The following is a 25,370-nucleotide window of genomic DNA, read 5'->3' as shown; positions in this document are numbered from 1 at the left end:
AACGACTGCGGCCTGTGAAGCGGTCCGCAGTCTCGACTTGAAACCTCGGCAGGTCACCGAGTTTCCAAGCTCGTCCCACGCAGTAAGTTGGCACCATCCCTGGCTACCTACGGCTACATGGGTAAACTGACATGCAACTGAACGTTGGGAATAGGTTGCTAATCTGAGCTGGCTAAGCCGTGTTGCGGTGTCTAGCAACACAATCCAAGCAATACTAGATTTACAGCTAACCTTGTTGGTAGTAGTGTACCAGGCTATTTATCAGGTTGCCAATGTACCGCTACTAATAGATTATGTATTAGCCGACTAGCTTAGTGAGGGTGGTTCATCACCAAACCACCAACCTTAGCCGGAGGAGGCCAGGAGCTGCGCAGTGTCGATGTTCTTAGCGGTTTACCGCTTAGAACATGGGACGTGTTGAGAAACTTGCGGGGTAGGCAAGGTTCTCAACCGCCCTGAAGACTCGGGGTTATCGAGGCTTCAGGGTTGCCCCACAGCGCAGCTCCTGGCGGCCGCAGGCGGCCAATGTAAAACAATGTAAAACCTACCCCCCAATAGAGAAGTAGCGAAGCACAGCCATAGCCATGATCCCGATGACCACCACCATAAGCAGGCTTTTAGTCAGCACGCCAGCTAAGGTCGCTGGGATGGCCGCTAAGCAGTTGGCAACGTTGAGCGTGGCCCAGTGTCCCGGATTGGCGACGAACAGGCTCTGACAGCACAGGGCGGTCATAATCGTGATGGGGACGAAGGTGAGAAAGTCGATCAGCCAGGATGGCATCGTCATCTGTTTGACGAAGACGAAGGGCAGTGCCCGGGAGAGAACGGTAATCGCGCCACATCCTAAAATAACCCAAAGTTCTGTTAGACTTATCGCCATTTCTTCATCCCCATTCCAAATAGACAGCCAGCCACGGTAGCGGCCAGTAGTGCAAAGTTTTGACTCATAACGCCGATTGCCAGGTAGTAGACCAAGGCAACGAATGCCATGACGTAGAGTTGTAGCGAGATTCCCAGGTGCCGGTCACTGATCAATTGGAGATAGACCAGTCCAATAAACATGGCGGTGAGAGCAAAGTCGAATCCAAAGCGAGTTGGATCGGCAATCAGACCACCCAGCATCGCACCGATAACGGTTGCCACACCCCAGACCAGGTAAGCGACAAGGTTGGCGCCGGATTGCCAGGCGAAGCTGAGTTTGCCCTTGGTCTTATTTTGCTTGTTCATGGCGAGGGCGAACGTTTCGTCCGTGACTAGCGACCCAATCAAGAGGTTCTTGAACAGGGACTCGTGGCGGAAGTATTGGGCCAGACTGGTGCTCATCAGAATCATGCGTGAGTTGACCAAAAAAGTGGAAATGAAGATTCCAGAAAGGGGGTCGTGGAGCAGGAGCATGCTAGTAATGATAAATTGCGCTGAACCCGCGTAAACAATAAACGACATCCCCGCAACGACTAAGAGGCTTAAATGGCTGGTATGGGCAACGATACCGAAGGCCAGACCAACGCCAATATACCCGAAGACGGTGGGGAGGACGTCTCGAACGCCGGATTTAAAGGTAAGTGAAGGATTCACGGACGGACTTCCTTTCTGGTTGATAAAATTATTTTTAACTACCAGTTTAGCCCTGTGACGGCTTGCCGTAAACTAGTATTTTCCTTGTAATTTTGGTAAATGAAAATTCTGGGCAGAAAAGGTTGCAATTAGGTAAAGACGGTTGTATGATACTCTCATTGATAACGAAGAAAGCGAGGGTATGGCGATGAAGATGAACTTAACTGAACTGGCTGCATCAGCTGGTGTTGACGCAAGCCGCATTGAAGAATATGCGAAGAACGGGTTGTTAGGCGAGAATCATTCAACTACGGAATTCGACGATTCGGATTTGTACTGGATCGACATGATTCAATGTTTTCAGGACAACGGAACGTCTTTAGACGACTTATCCGGATTACTGCCACGTTGCCGTAAAGGGCAAACAGCGTTAACCCAGGTGAACTAGTTTAGGTAACGAAACGGTAAAATGCACCATCGAGCAGCTCGGCGAGAATCCTCGCTAGCTGCTTTTTTTGTACATTGTGCGCACACAAAAAGGCCCATAACACATCTCACTGGGTGTGTTATGGACCTTTAAATTTAGTCGGTTACTTTTTAACCTGGGCAATCAATTGCTTCATTGCTTGGGCTTGGTAAGCGGCCAAGGCTTGCTTGGTCACTTGTTTTTGTTGGGCAGCAGACATGGTTGGATTCTTCATCATCGCAGCCATGACTTGCTTCTTAACGTAAGCCGTTGCAGCAGTCTTTTGTTGGGCCTTGAAACTCTTAGAGCTGGCCAACTTTTGTAATTGCTTGGCTTGGGTGGTGCTCAACACCGTCCAGCTCTTGTTGAGGTAGATGGTGTTGGTTTCCTTCAAGTAAGTGTGACCGTTACCGGACAGACCGAACCAGAATTTAGCGGCAGTACTCTTGTATTCCCAGTAAACCTTCTTGGTCACGATGCGGTTGGCACCAGACGTCCGTTTAACCACATTTTTCGTGGTAATCTTAGCCTTGGTGTGACTGGTCTTCTTGGTGTTGGCACTGGTCTTGTAAACGTAGACCCGGTGCTTGTCGGCAGTCCCCACTGATTGGTAGATCATCATGGGCATCTGCTTGGAAGGGGAGGCGGAGTAGATCTTCTGCGTAGAAGTCTCCGTGACCTTTTGCATGCCAAGGTGGTCGTGGTCGTTTTTAACCATGAAGAAAATACTCGTCAACAGGGCAATTACAGCAATGGCCGTCAACGTATTGCTTACCACGCGGTTGTGGATATAAACGTAGAAGGCAAAGGACAAAATGGCGGCAATAATGACAGAAATGATAATCATTAGGCGGCACCTCCTTCAGCAGCGACTTTATTTTCCTTAGCCACTGGTGAATCAACGTCAGCCATGTGTGTTGAGCGGTTACGGCCCTTCAAGAAGAAGGCGATGACCAGGGCAACCACACAGAAACCAACGGCAATCCAGAAGGCAGCGTGATACCCAGACAGAGTGGCATTGATGGCACCATCAGCGTAGCTCAGTGGGTTACTCTTTAAGACGTGCTTAGCAGGCATTTGGCCCTTGGTCACGTTAGTCAAGACACTGATTAAGATGGCAGTCCCCACTGAACTGGCAACTTGCCGTTGGGTGTTGTTAACGGCAGTCCCATGAGAAATCATGTTCAATGGTAAAGCGTTCATTCCGGCAGTGGTTGCTGGCATCATGACCATGGCAATCCCAAACATCCGGATAGCGTAAAGTAAGACAATGTAGATGGTAGCAGTATCTTTAGTGATCCAGACGAATGGTAAGGTCCCGATGGTCAGTAAGAACATCCCCATCGTGGCCAGACGCTTGGCACCAAACCGGTCAAATGCACGACCGGTAATTGGACTCATGATCCCCATCATTAGGGCACCGGCCAACAGTGTTAATCCGGAGTGGAAAGCGGACATGCCCTTGACCATTTGTAGGTAAAGGGGGATGACCATTTCAACCCCAACCATGGCCATGTTGACCACGGAACTCAGGATAGCAGAGACGGTGAACTCGCGTGATTTGTAAACCCGGAAGTTCAAGAATGGATCCTTCATGGTTAATTGACGCCAGATGAACAGGCCCACGAAGATAAAGCCAATAGCTAATGTAGAGAGGACAATCGCACTGCCCCAACCGTCGTCACCAACGGAAGAGAAACCGTAGAGCATGCTTCCGAAACCAATGGTTGAAAGAACGACGGATAACAGGTCCAAAGGTTCCTTGTGAGTTTCCAGCACACTGTGCATCACCCAGAAACTAGCCAGAATGACGACAGCGACAACGGGAATGATCATTCCGAAGAGGTCACGCCAAGTCCAGTTGTCAATGACCCACCCAGACAGGGTCGGCCCAATCGCTGGGGCCAGACCGATAACGATTCCGGCTAGTCCCATGGCAGTTCCCCGTTTGTTAGCAGGGAAGATGGTCAGCATCATGGTTTGCAGTAAAGGCATGGAAACACCCACACCTAAGGCCTGAATCAACCGCCCAGCTAAGAGCATTGGGAAGTTAACGGCGGACCAGCAAAGAATGGTCCCGATTAAGAAAGTCGACATGGCACTGATGTACAGCCACTTCGTACTGATGGTCGTCAGTAACCAAGCACTGATTGGGATCATGATCCCGTTAACCAGTAAGAATCCAGTAGTCAACCATTGTACGGTGGAGGTCGAAACATCAAAGGCCTTCATCAAGGTAGGGTAAGCGGTACTTAAAATCGTTTGGTTCAGTACCGTACAGAACGTCCCCACTAATAGGAGAACAACGAGCAAGGTCCGGTTGTAGGCCTTCCCGTTGGTATCAACAGCAGTTCCCAATTTATATTCCTTCTTTATCCATAAAATTAATTCTGGAATAACTATACGCAGATTAAACGTTTTTGTCAACTAGCTTGACAAAGTTTTGAGAATATCTATACTGAATAGAGAAAATGATACAACTGACTGAGAAGTACTCATAAAATTCACAAGCGCTTTCATGGTGATTAAACGGGAATTGTTCCTAAATTAAAATCCGTGAGAAAGGGTGGGAAATCTTAACATGATGGAAGATTCAAAAAATTTATTGAAAAAAGTGACCGTTGAAAAATTAAGCTTTGGCATTGGGGACGTGGCGGCAGCGACTGGCGTCTCACAGAGCCAGCTCCGGTATTGGGAGAGTAAAGGCTATATTCAAAGTGAAGTCATCAACGGCAGCAAGAATCGTAAGTTTACCTATAAGACGCTGATCAACGTCCAACAAATCAAAACGTCGTTAGATGACGGGTTTACACTGGCCGGTGCTGCAAAGCAGATGCAAAAACGGGCAGATTACTTTGACACGTTACGGTCATTCTTTGAATCCCGGTTTGAGGGGATGACGGTCACGGACGAGCTCACTGAAATCAACTTGGGCTTGTTTGATCCGGAACCCGGCAAGGACCTCGTTGCTCGGCGGGTGGAAAATAAATGGCAATTTAAGCTGATAGATCACACGAAATAGGCCGCTTCCATTGTTTATCCCGCTTAACAATGGTAGTCTGAAGTAGCGGGAGGACTTTTCGTGCCCGGCAGAAAAAACTTTCGATACCAATCGATCTTCTGGCTGGATTGGTGGTCAATCATGTTGTTGACGTGTTGTGAAACCAGGCGAATAACCATTAGTAATAGCGCGTTTATCTTGCGCATGGACTACGTTGGCACATGCTAACGTAAGCAATCGTGAAACTAAAACGACGTGTTTTTTTGGAAAATTGAACACTTTTTGATTTTTCTCTCGCCCGGCACCGCTCCCGTGGCACCTACCAAGTTTAGAAAGTTCTTGGTGGGTGCTTTTTTTGTCCAAAAATTTGCTGGTGAACGAGCAATAAATATCTTAATTTTTGTGAAAATTGAGATGAAAGCGCTCGAAAAATGAATAATTCATTAGAAGTTAAAAGGTGCACAATCCTTGATATTACTTGCTTTCATGGCAATCGAGAAAAAATGTTAGCAAATTTGGTAGTCTTTGGTTGTATTCTTGCGTCAGCGTGTTAAGATTACAAAATCGTCAAAAACAAAAAACACGAAAATTAAAAGGATGGTGTTATACATGCTGTTACGACAAGCTACTATGGCCGACTTACCACAAATTGAATCTATTATCCGTGATGGGCGAGAGTTACTCGCTGCCCAATCCGTAGACCAATGGCAAGGGACGTACCCAAGTACTTCGATCATCGTCGACGACATTCACCAAGGGTGGACCGTCGTCTTAGAGGAAGACAACGAAATTTTGGGGACTGCTGCCGTCATTCCGGGGGAAGATGCTAACTATGAACGGATCGAGGGTCAATGGTTAACTGACCAAGCGCCTTACTTAGCGATCCACCGCGTAGCAGTATCAAGCCACCATCGCGGTCGCGGTTTGGCCGGCGAACTGTTCCAACGGATCTTCGCTCAGATCGACAAGGCTGAAAATGTTGAAAGCATTCGGATCGACACGCACCCAGACAACAAGGGGATGCAACACGTGATCAAGAAGAATGGGTTCACTGAAACTGGCATGATCGACCTGATCAACCAAGACCTTGACGGTGTGAAGGACTATGCCTACGAACGGGTAACTGCCCACATCAACCCAGCTCATTTGGTTGAAATCAAGGCTACTAAATAATTTAAATCTACTATATATAAGGGTTGGTTTCGCTTTCATGCGATCCAGCCCTTTTTCTTTTGGGTCGATGGGTAAATGGTGAGTTGGCGCCCAAGCGGTCAGACAACTACGCCTGTGGGGACCGGGCCAAGCCATAGGGCGGTCTTGGCCCTCGTCGTCAAGCCTTGAAACCCACAAGTCTTGACGGCGTCCTAGTCTAGTAAATCCGAATAGGTCACTCGGACTTACTAGACCTTCACAGGCTTCGTTGTCTGATCACTTGGGCTGGATTTACCGTTAAAGACAATGGGGAGGCAGCATGTCACTTGTAATATGGGGAAAGTGGTCGTATCTCTGACCAATCGCAGATAATGTGAATCACAGATAGAAATGTGGGCTGGATTACTGATAGATAACTGAACGTTTTACCAGTTACTAATTGATCTTTTGCAATTTCTTTGCAGAAATCCCCACAACATTTTTTCTGGATGCCCCTAACCGGCTTTTCATTCATGCCAAACTCTGCGATAATGGAGGCTAGTTAAGCTAATGGGGGGGCGTTTACGTTGGAGAAGAGTGGGCTCACGGGGAGCCGGTTTCTGTTGGTAACAATTTTGAACGTTGTGATCACCGTGTTCGAGCTATTAGGGGGAATCCTGTCGGGCAGCCTTTCACTGTTGTCTGACGCGTTTCATAATCTTGGAGACGCTCTGTCGGTGGTCTTGAGTTACATTGCCCATCGGATTGGCGGTCGGCAACAGACACGTAGCAATACATTTGGGTATCGGCGAGCCGAAATTTTGGCGGCCTTATTGAACGCGGGTATCCTCATCGTAATTTCGGTCGTGTTGGCGATTGAAGCGGTCCGCCGGTTGATGCACCCCGAACCAGTCAAAGGTGACATCATGTTGGTGGTAGCGGTCGTTAGTTTCTTAGCCAACTTGCTTTCGACGGTTTTATTGAACCACGGGGCCAAGCACAATCTAAATATTCGGGCGACCTACCTACACTTGCTCAGTGACGCGTTGGCGTCCGTCGGTGTGATCATCGGGGCCGTGCTGATTACCGTTTGGCAGATTTACTGGGTTGACCCGGTGATTACGATTCTGGTGGCTGGCTATATCAGTTATGAGTCGTGGCCCATCATTAAGCAGACATTTGATATTCTGATGGAGGCGTCACCGGCGCTGGACTACGAGGGGATTTCACAAGATCTCACGGCGTTGCCTGAGGTTGAGGGCGTGCACCACTTGCACGCTTGGCAGATTGACGAGAATAACGTAGTGGTCTCCGTGCACGTGAACATGGACGACTTACCATTGAGTCAGGTCGAGCCCATTTATCGGCAGATTGAAGCCGTTCTGTGTCGGAAATATGGGGTGAACCACGTGACGATTCAAGCTGAATGCCACCGGGGTGAGAACGAGTCGCTGTTTTATCAGCAAAATGATTGGCGGCATGACTAATTAAGCTTGCACTTTGCTGAGTTTCGCGGTATAAAGGAATCACAATTCTAGATGAGGTGAACAATAAATGACTCCTATGAAGGAGGATTATTTAAAAATTATTTTTGAGCTGGGTGGGAAACAGAAAAAGGTTTCCAACAAGCAGATTGCTATCAGCTTAAATATTGCAGCGGGCTCAGTAACCGAAATGGTCAATAAGATGGCCGCTGAGGGGCTGGCAGAACACACGCCGTATGCCGGTATTTCTCTGACTAATCGTGGAATTCGGTTGGCTGAAGACTTGGTTCGCAAGCACCGGATTTGGGAAGACTTCTTAGTTGAAAAACTAGATTACGAACTACCCGATGTACACGATGAAGCCGAAGTCTTGGAGCATGTGACGAGTCCCAAGTTGGTCAATGCACTGGATGATATGCTCGGCCATCCTACTCACTGTCCCCATGGTGGCGTGATTCCTGACCGTTTTGGCCACTATCACGAGGATAGCCACACGGTGTTGAACGACGCCGAAGATGGGTCTGTGGTAACGGTCGATCGGTTTATTGACAACCATGATCTGTTAACCTACCTAGGTGATTTGAAGCTCGATATCGGGGATCAACTACGGATTTTGAAGCACGATCCGTTTGAGGGGCCAGTGACCGTTCAGAATTTAACGGACGATGCACAACTGATTGTGAGTTACAAAGCCTCACACTATATCTTTGTTAAGTAATTGATCTGGCGAATCATTTCCGGGTGCTATGCGCGGAGTGGTTCGCTTTTATTGTGCCCCCCGACCTTTTAGGAAAACCTTAATGTCTTGAGATTTCCTAGAAATTTATTGGTGGGGTGGTATACTCATTTCTAGGGGATTTTCCCAGAATCGGGTATGACGAAAGGAAACTATTATCATGATGCTATTTAATCGTGATCGGGACCGACCATGGAAGTTTACGCTTGCCACGCTATTGTTCCTGATTATTGCTTTCTACATAAAAACGCAAAATGCTTACGTTGATTTCTTGGATTCGTCAATCGTTGACGTTATTCAAAAAAATCAGCCGGGCTGGAAGACACTCCTGTACCGAGGGGTGACCAGTTTGGCGGAACCCAAGTTAGCCATCATCTGGGTATTGATTTTGGCCTTCTTCCTGTGGGGCTTTAAGTTCAAGGTACCAGCGCTGTGGTGTTTAGCCACCTTAGCGGGTGGGGATGTCCTGGCGACCATCGTCAAGGACGTTGTCAAACGAGCTCGTCCTAGCGCCCATCTGGCCATTGATGACGGGTTCAGTTTCCCCAGTGGTCACGTCTTCGGGACCTTCCTAATCGTTGCCATGATTTGGATCATCTTGATTCCAATGATTATGACAGTTTGGAAGGCTTGGCTGGTCCGCATCATCCTGATTATCTGGCTGGCACTGGTGATGATTTCACGGGTCTATCTCAACGCGCATTTCCCAACTGATACGTTTGGTGCCCTGTTACTGGGTTACCTGTGGCTGCAGTGTGCTGAAGGGTTATATATTCGTTTCGCGCCGGTCATGCAGAAATGGCCGTTCTTGAAGCGCTCCGAAATTTAATTTAGGCAAAATTAAAACGTCGGTACCGGCTCCGTTGAGGAGTGGTACCGACGTTTTTGTAATTTAACTAGAGGTTGAAAGCACTGACACACTCACTGTGCCTGATACAACAAGGATTAAGTATTGGAGTTTAGTCAGATATAGTGGGAAGTTACCGCCTTACCGTTCGCCAAATCTGGACTGGAACGCTGTGGGCAGGACGGGGCAAGCCCAAGGGCGGTCTTGCCCCTCGCTTGAAGCCGCAAAGCACGTCTTCAAGTCGCCATTTTCAAGAAAAACACTTGAAAATCCCACGGCTGAGTCCAAATTTGGCTCACTCTCGGCTACCTAGTGGCGCACCAATAATATTGCGTAAGTACTGTCATTCAGGCGTTTAAACTAGTTTAGTTTCCAAGAACCTGTTTAACCGGAGGGGGTCAGAGGTGGAGCCAGCTGTGTCGACGGTGTTAGCCGATTCTCGGCTTACAGCGTGGGACGTGTTTGGAGACTGGTGATTTTTCCAGGCTTCAAACCGAGCCGAAGGACCGCTTTTCAGGCCGGAGGCGTTCCCCACAGCGGGCGGAATCTCTGACCGCCGCAGGTGGAGAAAGAAACGCCAAAGCTTAAGGAAGTTCAGTCAGCCATTCGGTGGCTAAATCCAGCCAATGGGCTACGTGTGGCAGGTCCGTTCCCGGTTTCCAAGCCGTGACTGAATTAGCCAAGGCCAAGCCGTGAGGTCCCTGATGGAAGACGTGTAATTCAGTATCTACACCTGCGGCAATTGCCGCCTGGACGTAGGCGAGGGCGTTTTGAACGGGGACTAGTGGGTCGGCGGCCGTCACCCAGACGAAGGTCGGAACATTGTTGGCAGTTACGTGTTGGTCGGCTGCAATACTTTGGGGATCGTCCGTCCAGTTAGCCAAAGTAGCGTCATCAGTTGGAAAACCAGCGGCCGGGGTGATTACGGGGTAGCCTAAAATAACGGCCCGTGGTTTGATCTGTTCTGGCGTCGTTCCCGCCAACTGGTTGAAAGTCGCGTCGTGCCATAAATTATTAAATAATGCGGTGATGTGGCCACCGACTGAAAAGCCAGCTATAATCAAATTGTTCGCTTGGATTTGCCAAGCAGTTGAATTTTGCCGAATCAGTGCTAAACTCTGGGCTAACTCAACCACAGGTGCTGGTAGCAGGGGCCGCTTTTCACCGACGAATGAATAGCGGAGGAAGAAGGCCTGATAGCCGCGAGCAAACCACGCCATGGCTAAGTCTTCTGCCTGTTGCTCTGGAATATGGGTGTATGAGCCACCGGGGACGATGATGACAGCGGGGTAGGTTAATGCGGTGTCTTCGGGCTGCCGCAAGTAACCCTGCAGGTAAGCGGCGGAATCGCTAGCAAGTGACTGGGTAATGATTTTCAAATGTGAACCCTCCCAAAATAAAATCGTACGAGTCGGACAACAGTGCCTGACTCGTGAAACTATAGGGACATTGTACCGCAATTAAGAAATCCATTGAAGGAAGTGGTCTGTTATGACAGCAGTGTTTAGAACAACCAGATTGATTCTGCGGCCGTTAGTCGAGAGTGACCTGGCAGCGTACCAACGGCTGGTTACCCAACCAGAAATTGCCAAGCCAGCCGGGGCAGCGGCTCATCCTAGTACGATGGAGGTGGCGCAGTGGTTACAGGCCGACCGGCGCAACCCCTATTCACGGGCCATTGTGGCGAAAGAAAGTAACCAGTTGATTGGTGTGATTGTGTTCTATGACCGGGTCACGGCGGAAGGCCACCCAGACCCCTTGGCAGTTGATCTCGGCTATTTACTTGATCCAGCTTACTGGGGAACTGGGCTAATGACGGAGGCGCTACAGGCGTTACTATCAGGCCTGCCAGGTGGTATTCAGGTTTGGGCAACTAGTCTGGTGGAGAATCAACGGTCCCGCCGAGTATTAGAAAAAGTAGGTTTCCAAACTTTGGACGAACATTTCATGGCCATTTCTGGCATGAGCCTAACACCGGTACCACAGGCTTTGTACCGGTTGGTGACCACGGAATCAACAAATTAATTGACTCTAATCGCAATTTAATCTTGCAATGTTCAGGGTGGATGAGTATACTACAAAGTATCGAATAGAAGAGGCGCGACCAACAAGAGTCGCTTTCCTGAGATGGGTCACATCGCAGAGGGAAAGTTAAAGGGGCGGTCGCCGAAACTTGTAAGTGAGGACATAGCTTGCAGGTTGGGTCCTGGTTTAACAGATCAGGGACTGTCGCAGCCAAATATGGGTTGCGGGGCGCTTTCAACGATATTGACTTGGAATAATGAACTTTCCAATCTCTTTCGCTAAGCTTTTATGCGGAAGGGATTTTTTCGTTCACTGGGTCGTTTCGAGGAAGTCCTTCTATAAAAAGAAGGAGGAAACATTTATGGAACAAAGCATGACAAACGCAACAACTAGTGAGGCCTCAGATCAGGTTAAGCGGGGCCTCAAGACGCGTCACGTTTCAATGATTGCGTTAGGTGGTTGTATCGGTACAGGATTATTCGTCGCAAGTGGGTCGGCAATTTCGACTGCCGGGCCTGGTGGTGCGTTAGTTGCGTACGTTGCCATGGGATTGATGGTGTACTTCTTGATGACTAGTTTAGGGGAAATGGCCACGAACATGCCAATTTCAGGTTCGTTCGCCGCATACTCCGCTAAGTATGTTGATCCAGCCTTAGGGTTCGCCATGGGGTGGAACTACTGGTTCAACTGGGCCATCACCGTTGCCGTTGATATTTCGACCGCCGCTCTGGTTATGAAGTTCTGGTTACCAGGCGTACCAGGCTGGATCTGGAGTGCGATTGCGTTAGTTCTGGTCTTTACGATCAATGCCTTTTCCGTTCAAGCCTTTGGTGAAACGGAATTCTGGATGTCATTGATCAAGGTTATCACCATCTTCATCTTCTTAGCCGTTGGGATCTTAACCATCTTTGGTATCATGGGTGGTCACGCCACTGGCTTGGAAAACTTCACCTACAAGAAGGCGCCATTCGTTGGTGGCTTCCCAGCAATTCTGAGTGTGTTCGTGGTTGCCGGATTCTCATTCCAAGGTACTGAATTAGTTGGTATCACGGCCGGTGAATCTGAAGACCCTGCACACAGTGTTCCTAAGGCAATCAATTCTGTTTTCTGGCGGATCATTTTATTCTATATTCTAGCTATCTTTGTTATCGCCGCTGTCTTACCATACACGAGTCATGATTTGTTAGGTTCTTCCGCAACGGATATCGCCATCAGTCCATTCACGTTGGTCTTCAAGCGTGCCGGTTTAGCCGCCGCTGCCAGTGTCATGAACGCGGTTATCTTGACCGCCGTTATCTCTGCTGCCAACTCAGGGATGTATGCTTCCACTCGGATGTTATACTCTCTGTCTAAGGAAGGTTACGCCCCAAGTTTCTTCGAACGGACGGGTCACAACGGGATTCCTTACCCTGCATTGTTTGCAACCACGTTCATCGCTGCTTTGACGTTTATCAGCAGTATTGCCGGTCCTCAAATCTACATGTGGTTAGTTGCTGCTAGTGGGTTGACCGGGTTCATCGCTTGGTTCGGGATTGCTTTGTCACACTACCGGTTCCGTCGGGCCTTCATCAAGCAAGGTCACCAATTGAACGAATTGGGCTACCATGCAAAGTGGTTCCCAGTGGGTCCTATCTTAGCGTTGGTACTCTGTGTCGCCGTTATCGTGGGACAAGATCCACAATCCTTCTTCACTGGTAACTGGGAACAAGTTCTGGTTACTTACATCAGTGTGCCATTAGTCTTAGTTCTCTACATTGGGTACAAGATCAAGAAGCACACGAAGTTGATTCCATTGAGTGAAGTTGACGTTTCCCCAGTTCACAAGGACGGAACGTTGAAGGAAGTTAAGACTGAAGCTGCAGCCAACGATTAATTTGAAATTGTGTGGGCAATTGAAATTAAATAAATAATGAAACGGCGACTAGTCCGGGCAAAACCTAACTAGTCGCCGTTTCTTGTCGGTAAATTAGCCACTTTGGTGAAATCGACACGGGTAAATTTACCACGACATATTGTCTTTTATACTTGAGGTTGGTACAATATGTGGTGTTGAAATTTTGGCCGGGAAAAAAGCCCGGTGCGCCAGTCATTAAAGGAGAGAATTGCATGCTTGTACTATCGGGAACTATCGGAGCCGGCAAAACGAGTTTGACCACGTTGCTAGCCGAACATTTAAACAAACCAGCATTTTATGAATCAGTGGATGACAACAAGATCTTGCCGTTGTTCTACCAGAACCCCCAAAAGTATGCATTCTTATTGCAAATCTACTTTTTAAACAAGCGTTTGGACAGTATTAAGGCTGCCAACGCTGATGATGAGAGTGTCTTGGATCGCTCAATCTTTGAGGATTCCTTACTCTTTCATTTGAACGCTGATTTAGGTCGGGCCACCTCGACAGAAGTTGATATTTACGACTCCTTACTGGCCAACATGATGCAAGAATTACCAGACGCAACACACAAGAAGAACCCGGACCTCTTGATCCACATCAACATCTCGTTTGAAACGATGTTGGAACGGATCGAGAAACGGGGTCGTTCTTACGAACAAGTTGCCAATGATCCTAGTTTGTACGAATACTATCAACAACTTGATCAGCGTTACGTGAACTGGTACAACAGTTATGACAAGTCACCAAAGATGCAAATTGACGGTGACCAACTGGACTTCGTCGAAGACGCTGCGGCCCGTAAAGAGGTTCTTCGTTTGATCGACGAAAAGATTGCGTCGCTTTAATCATTGCTTCTGAGATTAAAATACGTTATGATGTGATTAATCAAAAACACGTGGTGCCTATCAAGTAGACGGCCAGAGAAGCGGGGAAAGCTGCAAACCGCAACGTCGAAAATTCCAGCACTAACTAAAGTGGGCGGGTAATTCCGCACGGTGCAGACCGTTATCATGTTCAAGGGTATGACTGGGAGACCAGCCATGAACTTGGGTGGTACCGCGAAGGTCTTCGTCCCATGTGACGGAGGCCTTTTTTGTGTACTATCCGCGAAATTGAGAGGAGCTAATCAAATGTTAGATTTAAAGTTGATTCGTACGGAACCAGATTTTATTAAGGAAAAGTTAGCCACCCGTGGCGTTGATCCTGCTGAGATCGACGACTTACTGGCCTTAGACGAAAAGCGTCGTTCGCTCATTGTTAAGAGTGAAACCATGAAGGCCCAACGGAACACGGTTTCTGATGAGATTTCTCAATTGAAGCGTAACAAGCAAGACGCTGATGACAAGATTACTGAAATGCGCCAGGTTAGTGCCGACATTAAGGAAATCGACAACGACTTGGATGACTTAAAGACGCAAGTTCACGATGCCGCAGCTCACTTGCCAAACATTCCTGACGACAACGTTCCCGTTGGCTTGACGGAAGACGGTAGTGTTGAACTCCGTCAATGGGGCGAAAAGCCTAACATGGACTTCACTGCTAAGGCCCACTATGAAATCGGGGAAGACCTCGGTATCTTGGACTTTGAAGCTGGGGCTAAGGTTTCTGGTAGCCGTTACCTGTACTACTTGGGCTTAGGTGCTCGCCTGGAACGGGCCGTCTACAACTTCTTCCTGGATCAAAACACGGAAGCCGGCTTCAAAGAAGTCTTACCACCATACATCGTGAATGATGACTCCATGTATGGGACTGGTCAATTCCCTAAGTTCAAGGAAGACGTTTACCAGTTACGTGACGAAGAAATGACGCTGATTCCAACGGCCGAAGTACCATTGGTCAACTACTACCGTGATGAAGTCATTCCAGAAGAGGACTTACCAGTCTGGTTCACTGCCTTAACCCCTGCCTTCCGTTCTGAAGCTGGGAGTGCTGGTCGTGATACTCGGGGATTGATCCGGTTACACCAATTCAACAAGGTTGAAATGGTGAAGTTCTGCAAGCCAGAAAATTCTTGGGATGAACTGGAACACTTGACGAAGCACGCCGAAGACCTGTTACAGAAGTTAGGCTTGGCCTACCACGTGATTACGTTGACAACCAGCGATATGAGTTTCACGGCTGCTAAGACCAATGACCTGGAAGTCTGGTTCCCAGAACAAAACACGTACCGGGAAATTTCTAGCTGTTCTAACACGACGGACTTCCAAGCACGGCGGGCACACATCCAATACCGTGATGACAATGGTAAGTTACAATACGTCCACGCCTTGAATGGTTCCGGATTGGCCGTTGGCCGGACGGTCGCTGCTATCTTGGAAAATTACCAAAACGCTGATGGTTCCGTAACGGTGCCAGAAGTACTGGTTCCTTACATGGGCGGCGTTACTAAGATTACGAAGTAGCTGATCCAGTATTAACTAATATAAGTCCGATGACGGGGCTGATGACCACTTTGTGGGTCATTGGCCTCGTTTTTGTGTACGGGAGCTTATATGGGCAGTTAAGGCCGGCTGTTTATCAATGTGATGGCGCCGCCCGCCGCCCAAGTGGTCAGATACTGCGCCCGTGAGGCCCGGACCAAGCCAAAGAGTGGTCTTGGTCCTCGCCTTTAAGCCTTGAAACCCACAAGTCTTAAAGGTCGGCCTAGTCCTGTATGCCCGAGAATACCGCTCGGACTAACAGGACTTTCACGGGCTTCGTGTCTGACCACTTGGAGTGGAGTTGGTGCGAACCGTGTATCTTGCGAGTGAGTAGCAGATTAGTAGACAATATTTAGGCTGACAGTGTGGCTGGATACTCTTACTAACGAAAACCGGTGAAATTTTGTCACCCATGTTTTGCGGAAAGGCGAGAGATTGTCCATGGAAGTGAAAACATGGTTGTATCGTCAGCGTAGGTCAGTGGCTCAACCTAACGTGGTGAGCGACATAAAACGACTCCCACTGCGGTCATTGACCAACCGTACAAGTAAACATTTAAACATTGGGCTAATTCAAAGCCTGAGTAACAGATTATTGATAACTATGCAGTTGCGTGAGAAAAATTCATTCCTTCATCGGGGATGGGGAGCAGTTCAACAGGTGAGCTGACAGGTTGGGGCGAATCATAAAGAGACGCGTCTAAAGTTAAGGATTAGGGCTGTTAATGGCGGTCAGTCAGTCTTGCAGCGAGACTTTTTTCGGTTGAGAACCGCCTATTACAGAGGATTTCTATGCTTTAGGCAAACTTTTTTCAAAAAAATGTAAAAAGGGGGTAGCTTTTTTTTCGTGGGTAGGATACAATATTATTTGTTGTTACGAGAGTAGTTATTCAGTTCGCGAATATTTATTCAAAATATTTCAAAAATCTGGTTGACAACTTATCGCTGGCATGGTAAATTATAATAGTTGTTTCGAACGAGCGTATCAACGTTCGCTTAAGACATTATGGAGGATTAGCTCAGTTGGGAGAGCGTCTGCCTTACAAGCAGAGGGTCACAGGTTCGAGCCCTGTATCCTCCATTGGGACCCATCGTCCCTGGCGTTAGTTCGTCAACCATTGCAGGTGTGGCGGAACTGGCAGACGCGCTAGATTTAGGTTCTAGTGTCTTATGACGTGGGGGTTCGAGTCCCTTCACCTGCATAACCGAATATTGCAAAATATATTCACCATATATTTTGCCGACTTAGCTCAGTTGGCAGAGCATCTCACTAGTAATGAGGAGGTCGGAGGTTCGAATCCTCTAGTCGGCATGGCACCAAATTTAATAGCCAATTTGCGGAAGTAGTTCAGTGGTAGAACATCACCTTGCCATGGTGGGGGTCGCGGGTTCGAATCCCGTCTTCCGCTTTTGCCCTTTTGCCGGGGTGGCGGAATTGGCAGACGCACAGGACTTAAAATCCTGCGGTCAGTGATGACCGTACCGGTTCGATCCCGGTCCTCGGCATTTAATTTAATAATAATTATGCACCCATAGCGCAACTGGATAGAGTGTCTGACTACGAATCAGAAGGTTGTAGGTTCGACTCCTACTGGGTGCATTTTTGTCGCTTATGAATAACCCCATAAGCATTTTTTTCGGGAAGTAGCTCAGCTTGGTAGAGCACCTGGTTTGGGACCAGGGGGTCGCAGGTTCGAATCCTGTCTTCCCGATTTACTGACTCATTGTCAGCGGGCTATTTCGGGAAGTAGCTCAGCTTGGTAGAGCACCACGTTCGGGACGTGGGGGTCGCAAGTTCAAATCTTGTCTTCCCGATTTTTTTATCCCGATGAACTTAAATTAAACCGTAGGCAGTCGCCTTCCTTACTAATCGTTTGGAAGTCGGCTGTCTTTTTGGTATGATAGTTTACCAGGACTTATTCAGAAAGGACGGTCTAATCCGTTGCAATTTATCTGAAAGTTCGTATAATATTAGTCAACATTAGTCAAGACGACTGCACTGAAGGGGGGACGATAATGGAGAATCAAAATATTTCAGATATTATTGAGTCTTACCTTAAGCAGATTTTGGCTGAGTCCCAGCAGGTAGAGATCCGCAGAGCAGAAATCGCTGATCAGTTCAACGTTGTTCCGTCACAGATCAACTACGTGATTAAGACCCGTTTTACAATTCAGGACGGCTATGTCGTTCAAAGTAAGCGTGGTGGCGGTGGTTATATTCGAATCGAAAAGGTTAAATTACTAGATAATTTAGACTTCATCGATTCGTTGGTGTCCGCAGTTGGCGATCACATCACCCGTCACGATGGGTTAGCGGTCGTTCGTAGCCTGTTTGAGGCCGGCGCAATCAACCGGCGGGAAACGAATATTATTCTGGCAGCCATCGATAAGGATGCCGTCAGTACCGGAGACCGCGAGTTGGATCAACGCGTGCGGGCCCAGATTCTGATTTCGATTTTGAATCATTTGCGCTATGAGAGCTAAGAAAGTGAGGAGTTGCAATGGACAACCTATTTACACCGAGTGCTAAAAGCGTCTTAGTCTTAGCACAGGAACAAGCCAAGTATTTTAAGCATCAAGCGGTGGGGACGGAACATTTACTGCTTGCCCTCACGATTGAGAAGAACGGAATCGCGAACAAAGTCTTGCAACAATTTTCAGTGACTGACGATGACGTCAGAGAAGAAATTGAACGGTTCACGGGTTATGGCACGCTGGCTAACATGGATAAGGACAGTTACTTACCATATTCACCAAAGGCCAAAGCAATGCTTGCCCTGGCTGGTGATGAGGCCAAACGTTTGGGTGCGACCAAGATTGGGACGGAACATCTCCTATTGGCACTCTTGAGCGATGAAACCATCTTATCATCCCGAATCTTAAAGAACTTAAATGTTGAACTCGCCGATGCCCGGAAGGTCGTTCTACGTAAGCTGGGTATTTCTGATACGCCTAAGCGGCGGAGCGAAGCCCGTGCGCGTAGAGGGGCTCCACAAGGTGGTACACCAACGTTGGACTCCTTGGCGCGTAATTTAACCGACTCAGCTAAAGAAGGCCGTATGGACCCTACAGTGGGCCGCGACAAGGAAGTCAAACGGGTTATTCAGATTCTCAGCCGCCGGACCAAGAACAACCCTGTTTTAATTGGGGAACCTGGTGTTGGTAAAACGGCGATTGCGGAAGGCTTAGCCCAACGGATTGTCGCTGGTGATGTGCCGGAAGATATGCAGAACAAACGATTGATGATGCTTGATATGGGCTCATTAGTTGCCGGCACTAAGTATCGTGGCGAATTTGAAGACCGGCTGAAGAAGGTTATCGAAGAAATTTACAACGATGGCCAAGTTATTCTCTTTATTGATGAATTACACACGTTGATTGGCGCCGGTGGTGCTGAAGGGGCGATTGATGCCTCCAACATCTTGAAGCCTGCATTAGCTCGAGGCGAACTCCAAACCATTGGGGCAACGACGTTGGATGAGTACCAAAAGTACATTGAATCCGATGCCGCACTGGAACGCCGGTTTGCGACAGTTCAAGTCAATGAACCAACCGCACCAGAAGCCTTACAGATCTTGAAAGGCTTACGGTCCCGTTACGAAGATCACCATCACGTTAACATCACTGATGAAGCGGTAGAACAAGCTGTTAAGTTGTCTAGCCGTTACATCAGCGACCGGTTCTTACCTGATAAGGCCATTGACTTGATGGATGAGGCTTCTGCCAAGGTCCGCATCGACCAGATGGACAAGCCAACTGCTGCTTCAAAGCAGAACCAAGAAATCAAGGATTTAGCTGACGAAAAGGAAAAGGCGATTGAAAGCCAAGACTTCGAACGAGCAGCCAACTTACGGACGGAAGAAATGAAGCTACGTGAGAAGATTCAAGCCCGTGAAGCTAAGGAAGCTGCTTCTAAGAAAGAAGACGACCGCCATTACACGCTGAACGTGACCGGTGAAGATATCGCTGACGTGGTTGCTGAGTGGACTGGTGTTCCCGTTACGCAGCTGAAGCAGACTGATGCTGATCGCTTAGTCAACTTGGAAAAGATTTTACACCAACGGGTCATTGGTCAAAAGGAAGCCGTTTCAGCGGTTTCTCGAGCAATTCGGCGGGCCCGTTCCGGGTTGAAAGATCCGAACCGGCCAATTGGGTCGTTCATGTTCCTGGGACCAACTGGTGTTGGGAAGACTGAATTAGCTAAGGCGTTGGCTGAAGCTATGTTTGGTTCTGAAAACAACATGATTCGGGTCGACATGAGTGAATACATGGAGAAGTACTCAACCAGTCGTTTGATTGGGTCAGCTCCAGGCTACGTCGGCTACGATGAAGGTGGGCAGTTGACCGAAAAAGTTCGGCAAAAGCCATACTCCGTTGTTCTGTTTGATGAAGTGGAAAAAGCCCATCCGGATGTCTTCAACATTTTATTGCAGGTGTTGGATGATGGTTACCTGACCGACTCCAAGGGTCGTAAGGTCGACTTCCGGAACACGATTCTTATCATGACGTCTAACTTAGGAGCGACTAAGTTACGTGATGAAAAGACCGTTGGGTTTGGTAAAGAAGACATGGCCAACAATTACAGTGCGATGGCTTCAACCATTAAGGAAACGCTGAAGCAATCCTTCCGGCCAGAATTCTTAAACCGAATCGATGAAACAGTTATCTTCCACTCGTTACAACGTCCAGAATTACACGAAATTGTGAAGCTCATGGCCAAGCACATTGTTGACCGGGTTGCTGATCAAAACATTAAGCTGAAGATCACGCCAGCAGCCATTGATGTGGTTGCTAAGGCTGGGTTCGATCCTGAGTACGGGGCACGGCCAATTCGTCGGGCACTGCAGACACAGGTCGAAGACAAGTTGAGTGAATCTCTACTAAATGGTGAAGTTAAGACTGGCGACCAAGTCACCGTCGGGGCAACTCGTGGTGAAATTACCATTAACGTCAAGACTGCAACGGAAAAGGCTAAGCCCGATGCCGTAGCAAATCACTAATTAAGATTACATGAGAATGGGGGATGCCTGCGGGTGTCGCCCATTTTTTGTGGGGTAAAATGCCTACATTGGCAATACTTTTAAAAGGGAATTGTGTAATGACTCGACTGCTCAGATGATTAGCGGAGTGCTGAATCAACTTAAAGGGGAGATGTTCAGTTGAATCAAGGACTTCTAATATAATGAAACAATTGACTAGTTTTTAAACGCATTGTCATTAGGGATTTACTGAGAGCAGACGCCCTAAAGTTACAGGCCGTCATTTACCACAAGGGACTGACACTTGGCCTAGCTGGTGATAAGCGAATTGTGGTACACTGACAGCATAAGAGAACAGGAAAGGATGGGGGTCATGAAGAGAGAGGAGCAACTAACGCACACGCATGCGGCCATTTTAAAAGCTGCACGTGGCCAATTCTTATCTCAAGGATATTCTGCCACTTCAACACGGGATATTGCCCATGAGGTTGGCATTACGCAACCAGCACTTTACCATCATTTCAGTGATAAGGAAGTTATTTTCCTTGAGGTCATTAAAAGTGTGGGGCAGGAAGTTCAAACGGGCCTTAACCAGGCTAACGATCAATTAGCTGCGGAGACGTCTCCTGACCCAGTTGAATCGTTAGCCACTATTACAGAGGTCCTGACGGAGGTTCATCCGCGTGACGTCTTTACTGTGATCCACAGTAGTTTCCACTATTTGAAGCCAGAAAATCAACGTCAGTTGGGCATGATTTTCATGCAGGACTATTTAGCACCATTGGAACGGTTCTTTAGTTTAGGCGTTATCAACCTACAGCCACACCTGTCGGCTAAAGACGCGGCATCGTTCTATTTAACTAGTCTGAGTCCCTTATTTAATTCGTTTCACCACGTGGGGCCGGCCGACGCTTCACAGCATGAGCAGACCGTTGCCCTGATTCGACTGATTCTATTTGGCGTTGCCGTCAAAAAGTGAGTCGTCCATATTGACATTGGACAGTAAATTTAGTACTATATCATTTGTATGCAACTGTGAACTGAAATTGGATGCGCCGATATATTGTCCGGTAGCGTCCGTTATAAGAAGCCAAAAGCAAACTTTGGGTTTGTTTTTGGATTTTTTTTGCCAAAAAACCGGAGAAAAACGCATTTGTAATCAAAATGTAATATTCCGGTTTGGCCAGTTTACAGAATAAATAGGAGAGGTGAACAACTTGGCAGGACACTTAGTGAAATACGGGAAACACCGTACGCGCCGTAGCTATTCGCGAATCAAGGAAGTTCTTGATTTACCTAACTTGATTGAAATTCAAACCAATTCCTACAACTGGTTCCTCGACGAAGGTTTACGCGATATGTTCGACGACATCATGCCAATCGAAGATTTTCAAGGAAACCTTTCGTTAGAGTTTGTTGATTATCAATTACTGGAACCCAAATATACCGTGGATGAAGCGCGGGAACACGATGCCAACTTTTCGGCACCATTACACGTTACTTTACGCTTAACCAACCACGAAACGGGTGAAATTAAGTCGCAGGATGTCTTCTTTGGTGACTTCCCTCTGATGACGGCCCAAGGGACCTTCATTATCAACGGGGCAGAACGGGTTATTGTTTCCCAATTAGTCCGCTCACCAGGAGTTTACTTCAATGAAGATACTGATAAAAACGGTCGGACCGTCTTCGGTGCTACTGTAATCCCTAACCGGGGTGCTTGGCTCGAATTTGAAACCGACGCTAAAAACGTTTCTTACGTTCGGATTGACCGGACACGGAAGATTCCAATGACCGAATTAGTTCGGGCATTAGGTTTCGGTTCCGACGATGAAATCTTGGATATCTTAGGTGACAACGAAAGCTTAATGCAGACGTTGGAAAAGGATATTCACAAGAACACCGACGATTCCCGTGTCGAAGAGTCCTTAAAGGACATCTACGAACGCCTACGTCCAGGTGAACCTAAGACGGCTGACTCTTCACGGAGCTTGCTGACTGCACGGTTCTTTGACCCTAAGCGTTACGACATGGCTCCCGTTGGTCGTTACAAGACCAACAAGAAGCTGAGCTTAAAGACCCGTTTACTGGGCCTGACCTTGGCTGAAACGTTGGCTGACCCTGATACCGGTGAAATCATCGCGCAAAAGGGAACGGTCGTTGACAAGGACGTTATGAAGACCTTGGCACCATACTTGGATCAAGACGATTTCAAGATGGTAACTTTCCAACCTTCAGACGAAGCCGTTGTCACTGAACCACTTAAATTACAAATCATCAAGGTGGAATCACCAGATGACCCAGAACAAGAAGTGCCCGTTATTGGGAATGGTAACATCGATATCAAGCTGAAGCACATTCGTCCAGCTGATATCATTGCTTCCATGAACTACTTCTTTGACCTACAAATTGGGATTGGGAACACCGATGATATTGACCACTTGGGTAACCGGCGGATTCGTTCCGTGGGTGAACTCCTGCAAAACCAATTCCGGATCGGGTTATCTCGGATGGAACGGGTTGTACGTGAACGGATGTCAATTCAGGATGCTGCGACGGTAACGCCACAACAACTGATCAACATTCGGCCAGTGGTTGCTTCCATTAAGGAATTCTTCGGTTCTTCACAACTTTCTCAATTCATGGACCAGACTAACCCATTGGGTGAATTAACTCATAAGCGTCGTCTGTCTGCCCTTGGACCTGGTGGTTTAACGCGTGACCGTGCCGGATATGAAGTCCGGGATGTTCACTACACCCACTACGGTCGGATGTGCCCAATTGAAACGCCTGAAGGTCCTAACATTGGTTTGATCAACAGTCTTTCCAGTTATGCCCGGGTTAACAGATATGGGTTCATCGAAACACCATATCGTCGTGTTTCATGGGATACGCATAAGGTTACCGATAAGATCGATTACCTGACTGCCGATGAAGAAGATAACTACGTTGTGGCACAAGCCAACACGCCGTTAAACGATGACGGTTCATTCGCTACGGAGACCATCATGGCCCGTGACGAAGATAACAACATCGAAACTTCTGCCGACAAGATTGACTACATGGACGTTTCGCCTAAGCAAGTTGTTGCCGTGGCCACTGCATGTATTCCTTTCTTGGAAAACGATGACTCCAACCGTGCCTTGATGGGTGCCAACATGCAACGGCAAGCTGTGCCATTGCTTGACCCTCATGCACCACTGGTTGGGACTGGTATTGAATATAAAGCTGCGCATGACTCCGGGGTTGCTTTAATTAGTCAACACGAAGGAACTGTTGAATACGTCGATGCACGTGAAATTCGTGTTCGTCGTGCCGACGATGCGCTTGACACTTACAAGTTAATGAAGTTCCGCCGTTCTAACGGTGGTAAGAACTACAACCAACGTCCAATCGTTAAGGTTGGCGACCACGTCGACAACGACGAAGTCTTGGCTGATGGTCCTTCAATGGAAAATGGTGAATTAGCCTTAGGGCAAAACCCATTAGTTGCCTTCATGACTTGGCAAGGGTACAACTTCGAAGATGCCATCGGGATCAATGAACGATTGGTTCGCGATGACGTTTACACGTCGATTCATATTGAAGAATACGAATCAGAAGCACGTGACACGAAGCTTGGACCTGAGGAAATGACTCGTGAAATCCCTAACGTTGGGGAAGATGCCCTGAAGAACTTGGACGAAGACGGAATTATCCGGATTGGTGCCGAAGTTCAAGACGGTGACATCTTAGTTGGTAAGGTTACGCCTAAGGGTGTTACTGAATTATCAGCTGAAGAACGTTTACTCCATGCTATCTTTGGTGAAAAGGCCCGTGAAGTACGGGATACTTCTCTGAAGGTTCCACATGGTGGTGGCGGGATCATCCAGGATGTTAAGATCTTCACGCGTGAAAACGGTGATGAACTTTCTCCAGGTGTGAACATGATGGTTCGGGTCTACATCGCGCAAAAGCGGAAGATCCAAGTTGGTGACAAGATGTCCGGTCGTCATGGTAACAAAGGGACTGTGTCCGTTGTTATCCCTGAAGAGGACATGCCATACATGCCAGATGGTACCCCAATCGACATTATGTTGAGTCCAATGGGTGTGCCTTCCCGGATGAACATCGGGCAAGTGCTCGAATTGCATTTAGGGATGGCTGCTCGTAAATTAGGTATTCACGTTGCTACGCCTGTCTTTGATGGTGCCCAAGATACTGATATCGCGGACGTTGTTAAGGAAGCTGGGATGGCTGCTGATGCTAAGACTGTCTTATACGATGGTCGGACTGGTGAACCGTTCGATAAGCGGGTTGCCGTCGGTGTCATGAACTACCTGAAATTGGCCCACATGGTCGATGACAAGATGCACGCCCGTTCTATCGGACCTTACTCACTGGTTACGCAACAACCACTTGGTGGTAAAGCGCAATTTGGTGGCCAACGGTTTGGTGAAATGGAAGTCTGGGCTTTGGAAGCTTACGGTGCCGCTTATACGTTACAAGAAATCTTAACGTACAAGTCTGATGACGTGGTTGGACGGGTTAAGACCTACGAAGCCATTGTTAAGGGCGACCCAATTCCAAAACCAGGTGTGCCTGAATCCTTCCGGGTTTTAGTTAAGGAATTACAATCCTTAGGTCTGGATATGAAGGTCTTAAACGGGAACAACGAAGAAATCGAACTCCGTGATATGGATGACGATGACGATGATGTTGTGAACGTCGATGCCTTAAGCAAGTACGCGCAACAACAGGAAGAACAACGCAAAGCCGCTGCTCAGACTGATGACGCTAAAGCTACGCCAGCCGCACCAAAAAATGAAAGTCAACCGAACACACAAGACTAATT

19 protein-coding genes, 8 tRNA genes and 1 riboswitch are annotated in these 25,370 nt (G+C 47.9%); of the genes, 22 read left to right on the top strand and 5 right to left on the bottom strand.

Annotated features, from left to right (window positions below; genetic code table 11):
* Positions 1-544: 544 nt before the first annotated feature.
* Positions 545-880: an AzlD domain-containing protein gene (locus EKM87_RS06035; RefSeq protein WP_125682870.1), complete on the bottom strand. Its 336-nt coding sequence runs from the start codon at positions 878-880 to the stop codon at positions 545-547.
* The gene (locus EKM87_RS06030) at positions 871-1,575 is read right to left on the bottom strand and encodes an AzlC family ABC transporter permease (RefSeq protein WP_125682868.1); all 705 of its coding nucleotides are present in this window, start codon (positions 1,573-1,575) and stop codon (positions 871-873) included. The genes EKM87_RS06035 and EKM87_RS06030 overlap by 10 nt, the downstream gene beginning before the upstream one ends.
* Before the next feature lie 187 nt (positions 1,576-1,762).
* Between EKM87_RS06030 and EKM87_RS06025 the strand changes: the two genes are divergently transcribed.
* A complete protein-coding gene (locus tag EKM87_RS06025; RefSeq protein ID WP_125682865.1) occupies positions 1,763-2,002 on the top strand; it encodes a MerR family transcriptional regulator in 240 nt (79 codons plus the stop codon).
* Positions 2,003-2,144: 142 nt separating this feature from the next.
* Here the strand turns inward: EKM87_RS06025 and EKM87_RS06020 are convergent, their stop codons facing one another.
* Complete coding sequence (locus EKM87_RS06020) at positions 2,145-2,867, bottom strand: DUF4811 domain-containing protein (protein ID WP_125682863.1); 723 nt, start codon at positions 2,865-2,867, stop codon at positions 2,145-2,147.
* Positions 2,867-4,378, bottom strand: a complete 1,512-nt coding sequence (locus EKM87_RS06015) for an MDR family MFS transporter (protein ID WP_125682861.1) — start codon at positions 4,376-4,378, stop codon at positions 2,867-2,869. The genes EKM87_RS06020 and EKM87_RS06015 overlap by 1 nt, the downstream gene beginning before the upstream one ends.
* A 223-nt stretch (positions 4,379-4,601) precedes the next feature.
* Here EKM87_RS06015 and EKM87_RS06010 point away from each other — a divergent pair, with 223 nt between their 5' ends.
* The 5 genes from EKM87_RS06010 to EKM87_RS05990 all read left to right on the top strand — a co-directional run bounded on the left by EKM87_RS06010 (position 4,602) and on the right by EKM87_RS05990 (position 9,201).
* On the top strand, positions 4,602-5,042 hold the full coding sequence (locus EKM87_RS06010; protein ID WP_125682859.1) for a MerR family transcriptional regulator: 441 nt from the start codon (positions 4,602-4,604) through the stop codon (positions 5,040-5,042).
* A gap of 588 nt (positions 5,043-5,630) precedes the next feature.
* A complete protein-coding gene (locus EKM87_RS06005) occupies positions 5,631-6,194 on the top strand; it encodes a GNAT family N-acetyltransferase (protein ID WP_125682857.1) in 564 nt (187 codons plus the stop codon).
* A 545-nt stretch (positions 6,195-6,739) separates the two neighbouring features.
* Entirely contained in the window at positions 6,740-7,639 is a 900-nt protein-coding gene (locus EKM87_RS06000; protein WP_125682855.1) for a cation diffusion facilitator family transporter, read from the top strand.
* Between the two features lie 67 nt (positions 7,640-7,706).
* Complete coding sequence (locus EKM87_RS05995; protein ID WP_125682853.1) at positions 7,707-8,354, top strand: metal-dependent transcriptional regulator; 648 nt, start codon at positions 7,707-7,709, stop codon at positions 8,352-8,354.
* Positions 8,355-8,532: 178 nt separating this feature from the next.
* Positions 8,533-9,201 carry a phosphatase PAP2 family protein gene (locus EKM87_RS05990; RefSeq protein WP_125682851.1) on the top strand — a complete coding sequence of 223 codons (669 nt, stop codon included), beginning with the start codon at positions 8,533-8,535 and terminating at the stop codon, positions 9,199-9,201.
* 602 nt (positions 9,202-9,803) lie between these two features.
* Here the strand turns inward: EKM87_RS05990 and EKM87_RS05985 are convergent.
* Positions 9,804-10,598, bottom strand: coding sequence for an alpha/beta hydrolase (locus EKM87_RS05985; protein WP_125682850.1), 795 nt, complete (start codon positions 10,596-10,598; stop codon positions 9,804-9,806).
* A 112-nt stretch (positions 10,599-10,710) separates the two neighbouring features.
* On the opposite strand from EKM87_RS05985, the gene EKM87_RS05980 reads away from it, so the two are divergent.
* From EKM87_RS05980 to rpoB, 16 genes are all read left to right on the top strand, one after another.
* Positions 10,711-11,244 carry a GNAT family N-acetyltransferase gene (locus EKM87_RS05980; RefSeq protein WP_125682848.1) on the top strand — a complete coding sequence of 178 codons (534 nt, stop codon included), beginning with the start codon at positions 10,711-10,713 and terminating at the stop codon, positions 11,242-11,244.
* 60 nt (positions 11,245-11,304) lie between these two features.
* Positions 11,305-11,486, top strand: a riboswitch (Lysine riboswitch).
* A 119-nt stretch (positions 11,487-11,605) separates the two neighbouring features.
* The gene (locus EKM87_RS05975; protein WP_191988565.1) at positions 11,606-13,117 is read left to right on the top strand and encodes an amino acid permease; all 1,512 of its coding nucleotides are present in this window, start codon (positions 11,606-11,608) and stop codon (positions 13,115-13,117) included.
* Positions 13,118-13,350: 233 nt separating this feature from the next.
* A complete protein-coding gene (locus tag EKM87_RS05970; RefSeq protein ID WP_125682846.1) occupies positions 13,351-13,983 on the top strand; it encodes a deoxynucleoside kinase in 633 nt (210 codons plus the stop codon).
* 285 nt (positions 13,984-14,268) lie between these two features.
* Entirely contained in the window at positions 14,269-15,540 is a 1,272-nt protein-coding gene (gene serS / locus EKM87_RS05965; RefSeq protein ID WP_125682844.1) for a serine--tRNA ligase, read from the top strand.
* Positions 15,541-16,565: 1,025 nt separating this feature from the next.
* Positions 16,566-16,638, top strand: a tRNA-Val gene (locus EKM87_RS05960).
* A 39-nt stretch (positions 16,639-16,677) separates the two neighbouring features.
* Positions 16,678-16,759 (top strand) — tRNA-Leu (locus EKM87_RS05955).
* Positions 16,760-16,796: 37 nt separating this feature from the next.
* Positions 16,797-16,869 (top strand) — tRNA-Thr (locus EKM87_RS05950).
* Between the two features lie 25 nt (positions 16,870-16,894).
* Positions 16,895-16,966 (top strand) — tRNA-Gly (locus EKM87_RS05945).
* Between the two features lie 11 nt (positions 16,967-16,977).
* A tRNA-Leu gene (locus EKM87_RS05940) sits at positions 16,978-17,063 on the top strand.
* A 20-nt stretch (positions 17,064-17,083) separates the two neighbouring features.
* A tRNA-Arg gene (locus tag EKM87_RS05935) sits at positions 17,084-17,157 on the top strand.
* A gap of 38 nt (positions 17,158-17,195) precedes the next feature.
* Positions 17,196-17,269, top strand: a tRNA-Pro gene (locus tag EKM87_RS05930).
* Positions 17,270-17,298: 29 nt separating this feature from the next.
* A tRNA-Pro gene (locus EKM87_RS05925) sits at positions 17,299-17,372 on the top strand.
* 201 nt (positions 17,373-17,573) lie between these two features.
* Positions 17,574-18,041 (top strand): CtsR family transcriptional regulator, encoded by a 468-nt coding sequence (locus tag EKM87_RS05920; protein ID WP_125682842.1) that lies wholly within the window; start codon positions 17,574-17,576, stop codon positions 18,039-18,041.
* A gap of 17 nt (positions 18,042-18,058) precedes the next feature.
* Positions 18,059-20,557, top strand: a complete 2,499-nt coding sequence (locus tag EKM87_RS05915; protein ID WP_125682841.1) for an ATP-dependent Clp protease ATP-binding subunit — start codon at positions 18,059-18,061, stop codon at positions 20,555-20,557.
* A 352-nt stretch (positions 20,558-20,909) separates the two neighbouring features.
* Entirely contained in the window at positions 20,910-21,515 is a 606-nt protein-coding gene (locus tag EKM87_RS05910) for a TetR/AcrR family transcriptional regulator (RefSeq protein ID WP_125682839.1), read from the top strand.
* 238 nt (positions 21,516-21,753) lie between these two features.
* Positions 21,754-25,368 (top strand): DNA-directed RNA polymerase subunit beta, encoded by a 3,615-nt coding sequence (gene rpoB / locus EKM87_RS05905; protein WP_125682837.1) that lies wholly within the window; start codon positions 21,754-21,756, stop codon positions 25,366-25,368.
* Positions 25,369-25,370: the final 2 nt, after the last annotated feature.

The sequence above is a fragment of the Levilactobacillus yonginensis genome (assembly GCF_003946265.1).
Lineage (GTDB): Bacteria > Bacillota > Bacilli > Lactobacillales > Lactobacillaceae > Levilactobacillus > Levilactobacillus yonginensis.
The sequence above is the reverse complement of the archived record's forward strand: the minus strand, read 5'-3'. Positions and strand labels throughout refer to the sequence as shown.